At 67.0% G+C, this 4,863-nt stretch carries 4 protein-coding genes and 1 pseudogene; 3 read left to right on the top strand and 2 right to left on the bottom strand.

Annotation, left to right across the window (positions count from 1 at the left end; genetic code table 11):
- Nucleotides 1-237, top strand: a pseudogene (locus ACRDUX_RS03170) (DNA starvation/stationary phase protection protein); the annotation flags it as partial.
- Nucleotides 238-291: 54 nt separating this feature from the next.
- On the opposite strand, the gene aqpZ reads toward ACRDUX_RS03170, so the two are convergent.
- Both aqpZ and ACRDUX_RS03160 read right to left on the bottom strand, forming a co-directional pair.
- Nucleotides 292-1,059 carry an aquaporin Z gene (gene aqpZ / locus ACRDUX_RS03165; RefSeq protein ID WP_526410938.1) on the bottom strand — a complete coding sequence of 256 codons (768 nt, stop codon included), beginning with the start codon at nucleotides 1,057-1,059 and terminating at the stop codon, nucleotides 292-294.
- Between the two features lie 114 nt (nucleotides 1,060-1,173).
- Nucleotides 1,174-1,980: a PaaI family thioesterase gene (locus ACRDUX_RS03160; RefSeq protein WP_526410936.1), complete on the bottom strand. Its 807-nt coding sequence runs from the start codon at nucleotides 1,978-1,980 to the stop codon at nucleotides 1,174-1,176.
- A 67-nt stretch (nucleotides 1,981-2,047) separates the two neighbouring features.
- Here ACRDUX_RS03160 and ACRDUX_RS03155 point away from each other — a divergent pair, with 67 nt between their 5' ends.
- Both ACRDUX_RS03155 and ACRDUX_RS03150 read left to right on the top strand, forming a co-directional pair.
- On the top strand, nucleotides 2,048-4,075 hold the full coding sequence (locus ACRDUX_RS03155) for a heavy metal translocating P-type ATPase (RefSeq protein WP_526410942.1): 2,028 nt from the start codon (nucleotides 2,048-2,050) through the stop codon (nucleotides 4,073-4,075).
- A gap of 408 nt (nucleotides 4,076-4,483) precedes the next feature.
- Nucleotides 4,484-4,863: hypothetical protein (locus ACRDUX_RS03150; RefSeq protein ID WP_526410940.1), on the top strand; the 380-nt coding region annotated here is incomplete at its 3' end.

Genomic DNA, 4,863 nt, shown 5'->3' with positions numbered 1-4,863 from the left:
GCGCTGGACCTGGTCTACACCGGGGTCAACGAAGACACCCGCAAGGCCATCCACACCCTCGAGGACCTCGATCCCGTCTCGCAGGACATGCTCATCGGGCACGCCGCGGAGCTGGAGAAGTTCCAGTGGTTCGTCCGTGCCCACCTGGAGAGTGCGGGTGGAAACCTTTCCAACGAGGGCGCGACCACCGAGAAGCAGGCAGCACGCACGACGAAGAAGAAGGCTCCCGCCAAGTAGCCAACCGAAATCGGGCCCGCATCCCGTTGGGACGCGGGCCCGACTGCGCTTCGGTCAGTTCACCTCCTCCAGTGCGTCGTCTCGGACCGGACGGTCGGCGAGTTCCTCGGTGCGGCCGAACAGGATTGGGTAGGCAGCGCCCGCGATTGCCGCCCCGACCAGTGGGGCCAGCCAGAACAGCCACAGTTGTGCCGGCGCGCCGTTGCCGTTGAAGAACGCCACCGCCGTCGACCGTGCGGGGTTGACGGACGTGTTCGAGATGGGGATCGAGATGAGGTGGATGAGCGTGAGCGTCAGCCCGATCGCCAAGCCCGCGAAGCCCTTTGGTGCCCGATCGTCTGTCGACCCGAGAATGACGAGAAGGAACACTGCGGTCAGCACGATCTCCGCGATAAAGACGGACACCAACGAATAGCCGCCGGGGGAGTGATCGCCGAATCCGTTGGCGGCCATGTTGCCTTCTGCCGACCAGCCGTCCTTGCCCTTCGCGATCACGTAGATCACCAGGCCGGCGACGACACCGCCGATAACCTGGGTGATCCAGTAGGCGGGCAGCGCCTTCCATTCGACCCGTCGGGCGATCGCCGCGCCCAAGGTCACCGCGGGATTGAAGTGCCCGCCGGAGATGGTGCCGAACGCGTAGACGCCCGTCAGCACGGTCAGGCCGAATGCCAGTGCCACACCGAGGAATCCGATCCCAAGCGCGGTGCCGTCGGAGGGGAACTTCGCGGCGAAGACCGCGCTACCGCAACCACCGAGTACCAGCCAGAAGGTTCCGATGAATTCGGCTGCGAGTCGGTGCATCATCGTAGGTGCGGTCATGGGACTAGCCTCCCTCGGCGCGCGTCGGCGAGCGCCAGTGATCTGAGGGTCGCACGCGTTCAAATGGTTTCGGGAGCTTCGTTGCCGAATCTTGTCCAGATGGAGACCGACCGCCTATCGGTAGGCAGTGACCCTGGCGATGATGGCGGGCTTGCCGTCAGTGCCGATGGCTCGTGCCTCAGCCACACCGCTGCGGCGTCCGACCCGCAATGCGGTTCCCACATAGCGTGATTCGTCACCGGCAAAGAACTGGCGCAGGAAGTTCACCCGGAGCGAGGCCGTGCTCAATGGGTCATCGGCCCTGCCGTGGTTGACCGCCGCGGCGGCCACGACTTCCAGCCCGGCAGAGGCGATTCCGCCGTGCACGACACCAATGCTGTTGTTGAGTACCTGATCGCAGCGCTGGGGAAGGACGACAGCGTCGCCGTCGACCCGTGGCGTGCCAACGGCCATCATGGCAGCCAGCCCGAACTTGGCCTCCATGGAGCCTTCGTCGATGGGGGATTCGGAGTACTCGGCGGGAGCTTCGACGTAGAAGGAGCGCACGGCCCCGCTGCCGATGACGACGTCGCCCATGCGGAGGTGACACTCGCTGATCGCGGTGGCGCCCTTGGTGCCCAGCGGCCGGGAGGTGGCGCACACCAGCGCGTCGCCACCGGAGGACACCACCGCCGCCGCATCGGGCGTCAGGTCGAGGGTGAGCTCGCTGGACACCGTCCACTCGCGGGTTCCACGGCGGTGGTGGTTGATGAGTCCGCCGACGTGGTCGACCAGGACGGCGAGCGGAGAGAGGCTGGGAAGACCGGTGACGGGGCTGACGAGGCCGGCCAGCGGCATCGCGGCCACGCAGCCGTCGGCGCCCTCCTCGAGGGTCTCGATGCGGAATCTGCCGATTGGGGTATTGAGCGGATGGTGGGGCATTGCGGTTCAGCCTGAGGTCTCACCGATGGATATATACCCCCAGGGGGTATATCATGATGCCGTGATCATGCACCAGGACCATGCGGAACACGTTGGGCACGCCGGTCACGTCGCCCAGTTCCGCCGCATGTTCTGGATCATGTCCGCGCTGGCGATCCCGACGGTGGCCCTTTCCGGGATGTTCGCGATGATCCTCGGGTACCCGGTGCCCGACCTCCCCGGTGTTCGGTGGATATCGCCGTTGCTCGGCACGGTGATGTACGCATGGGGCGGCCGCCCGTTCCTGACCGGCGCGATCAGCGAAATACGCTCGCGAGCACCAGGAATGATGCTGTTGATCGGTCTGGCGATCACCGTCGCGTTCGTATCTTCCTGGGGTGCGACACTGGGCCTGCTGCACCACGAACTCGACTTCTGGTGGGAGCTGGCGCTGCTCATCGTGATCATGCTGCTCGGCCACTGGATCGAGATGCGTTCACTTGCCCAGGCCACGTCGGCGCTGGACTCCCTGGCGGCACTGCTGCCCGACGAAGCCGAGCGCGTGCAGGACGGACCTGACGGTGAGGTGATCACCACCGTGAGACCGGCCGAACTCGGGGTGGGAGACGTGGCCGTCGTGCGGCCCGGCGGCAGCATTCCCGCCGACGGCCGGATCGTCGCGGGCACGGCGGAGATCGACGAGTCGATGGTGACCGGAGAATCCCGCCCTGTCCGGCGCGGAGTGGGCGACACGGTCGTCGCAGGGACCGTGGCCACCGACTCTGGGATCAGGATCGAGGTCAGCGCCGTCGGCGCGGACACGGCGTTGGCGGGAATCCAGCGGTTGGTCAGCGAGGCACAGAACTCGACATCCCGTGCCCAGCGGCTTGCCGACCGCGCCGCCGCCTGGCTGTTCTGGTTCGCGCTCGGCTCGGCGGTCATCACGGCGGTGGTGTGGTCATTCGTGGGCAGTCCGCAGGACGCCGTCGTCCGGACCATCACAGTGCTCGTCATCGCCTGCCCGCACGCGCTCGGCCTGGCCATCCCGCTCGTGGTGTCCATCGCGACCGAGCGGGCCGCCCTCGGCGGGGTCCTGGTCAAGGACCGGCTCGCGCTGGAGAGCATGCGAAACGTCGATGCAGTGCTGTTCGACAAGACGGGAACCCTGACCAAGGGCGAGCCCGCGGTCACCGAGATGGCCTCCGTGGACGGTCGGGCAGACCGAGTCCTGGCGCTGGCTGCCGCGGCCGAGTCGGACTCCGAACATCCCCTGGCGCGAGCCATCGTCGGCGAGGCGGCCAGGCGCGGGCTGGCGGTGCCGGGTGCGAGCCAGTTCAGCTCGACCCCCGCGGTCGGGGTGGCCGCGGTCGTGGAGGGACACCAGATCCGGGTCGGTGGACCCGCGTTGCTCGAAGAAGCAGGTCAGGGCGAGCTGCCCGCAACGGAACGGTGGCGCGCGGATGGCGCGACCGTGTTGCACGTCCTCGTCGACGGGGCCGTGGTGGGCGCGCTGGCGCTGGCCGACGAGATTCGCGACGAGTCCCGACCGGCCGTCGAGGCGCTGCAGGCAATGGGCATCGAGGTCGTCATGATCACCGGTGACGCGGAGCCCGTCGCCAGATCGGTCGCACGCGAGCTCGGGATCGCCAGATTCTTCGCGGGCGTGCGTCCACGGGACAAGTCCGCGAAGGTCGCGGAGCTACGAGACGAAGGTCTCGTGGTCGCGATGGTTGGCGACGGAGTCAACGACGCGCCGGCCTTGGCCCTCGCCGACGTCGGCATCGCGATCGGCGCCGGTACCGACGTGGCCATCGCCTCGGCCGGTGTGATCCTGGCCAGCTCGGACCCGCGCTCGGTGTTGTCGGTCATTCGGTTGTCTCGTGCCGCTTATCGCAAGATGGAGCAAAACCTTTGGTGGGCAGCGGGATACAACCTGATCGCCGTGCCGCTGGCAGCGGGGGTGCTGGCGCCGATCGGGTTCGTGATGCCGATGTCGGTGGGCGCGATCTTGATGTCGTTGTCAACGGTCGTGGTGGCGCTCAACGCGCAACTGCTGCGGCGGCTGGACCTCAGCCCCGCCGTCAGCGTCGAAGTGGTCGCCGACCGTCGTGTCTAAGAATCCGATCAGCTTTGCAGCAAATTTCTCGAACGCCATCGTCGCACCAAGAGCCGATTATCTGTCTCCATGGCAAAGTTCGTTGGGGGATCATGGCGGAAGTGTTAATTCGGAGTCCGGAGATTCGGTCTGGGCGCCATCGTCCATTCATCAAGCACGGCAACGGATCTCGGGTCGAAGCTCGGCGTCTCGGCGCCATCCTCGGCCACGGCTCGGGGGCGCCTGGTTAGGTATGACTAAGTTGGCATGTCAGGCGGGGTTTGTCATATCGTTTCTCCATTCGTGGCGAGTGGGCAGTCCCGTCGTTCAGTGCTGCACGCAGACGCACCCCCCGCCCGGCCGGCGACGGCCGTCGATGACGGCTGCCAACAGTTGGCTTTCCATGCAGGTGTGAAGGGGCAGGTGGGAATGGCGCCCAGCGACCAGGGACTGCGGCAGGGGCTCTACAACCCGGCCTATGAGCACGACTCCTGCGGTGTCGCGATGGTCGCGGACATGCACGGCCGCAAGAGCCGCGACATCGTCGACAAGGCCATCACGGCGCTGCTGAACATGGAGCACCGCGGCGCGCAGGGTGCCGAGCCGAACACCGGCGACGGCGCCGGGATCCTGCTGCAGGTTCCCGATGAGTTCCTGCGGGCGGTCTGCGCCGAACAGGGCGAGTTCGAGCTCCCCGAGCCGGGCAGCTACGCCACCGGCATCGCTTTCCTTCCGCAGTCGTCGCGGGACGCCGCCGCCGCCTGCGAGTCCGTGGAGAAGATCGTCGAGGCCGAGGGTCTGACGTTCAT

It is taken from the genome of Mycobacterium sp., from assembly GCF_050701675.1.
Lineage (GTDB): Bacteria > Actinomycetota > Actinomycetes > Mycobacteriales > Mycobacteriaceae > Mycobacterium.
This window is presented reverse-complemented; position numbering and strand designations above follow the sequence as displayed.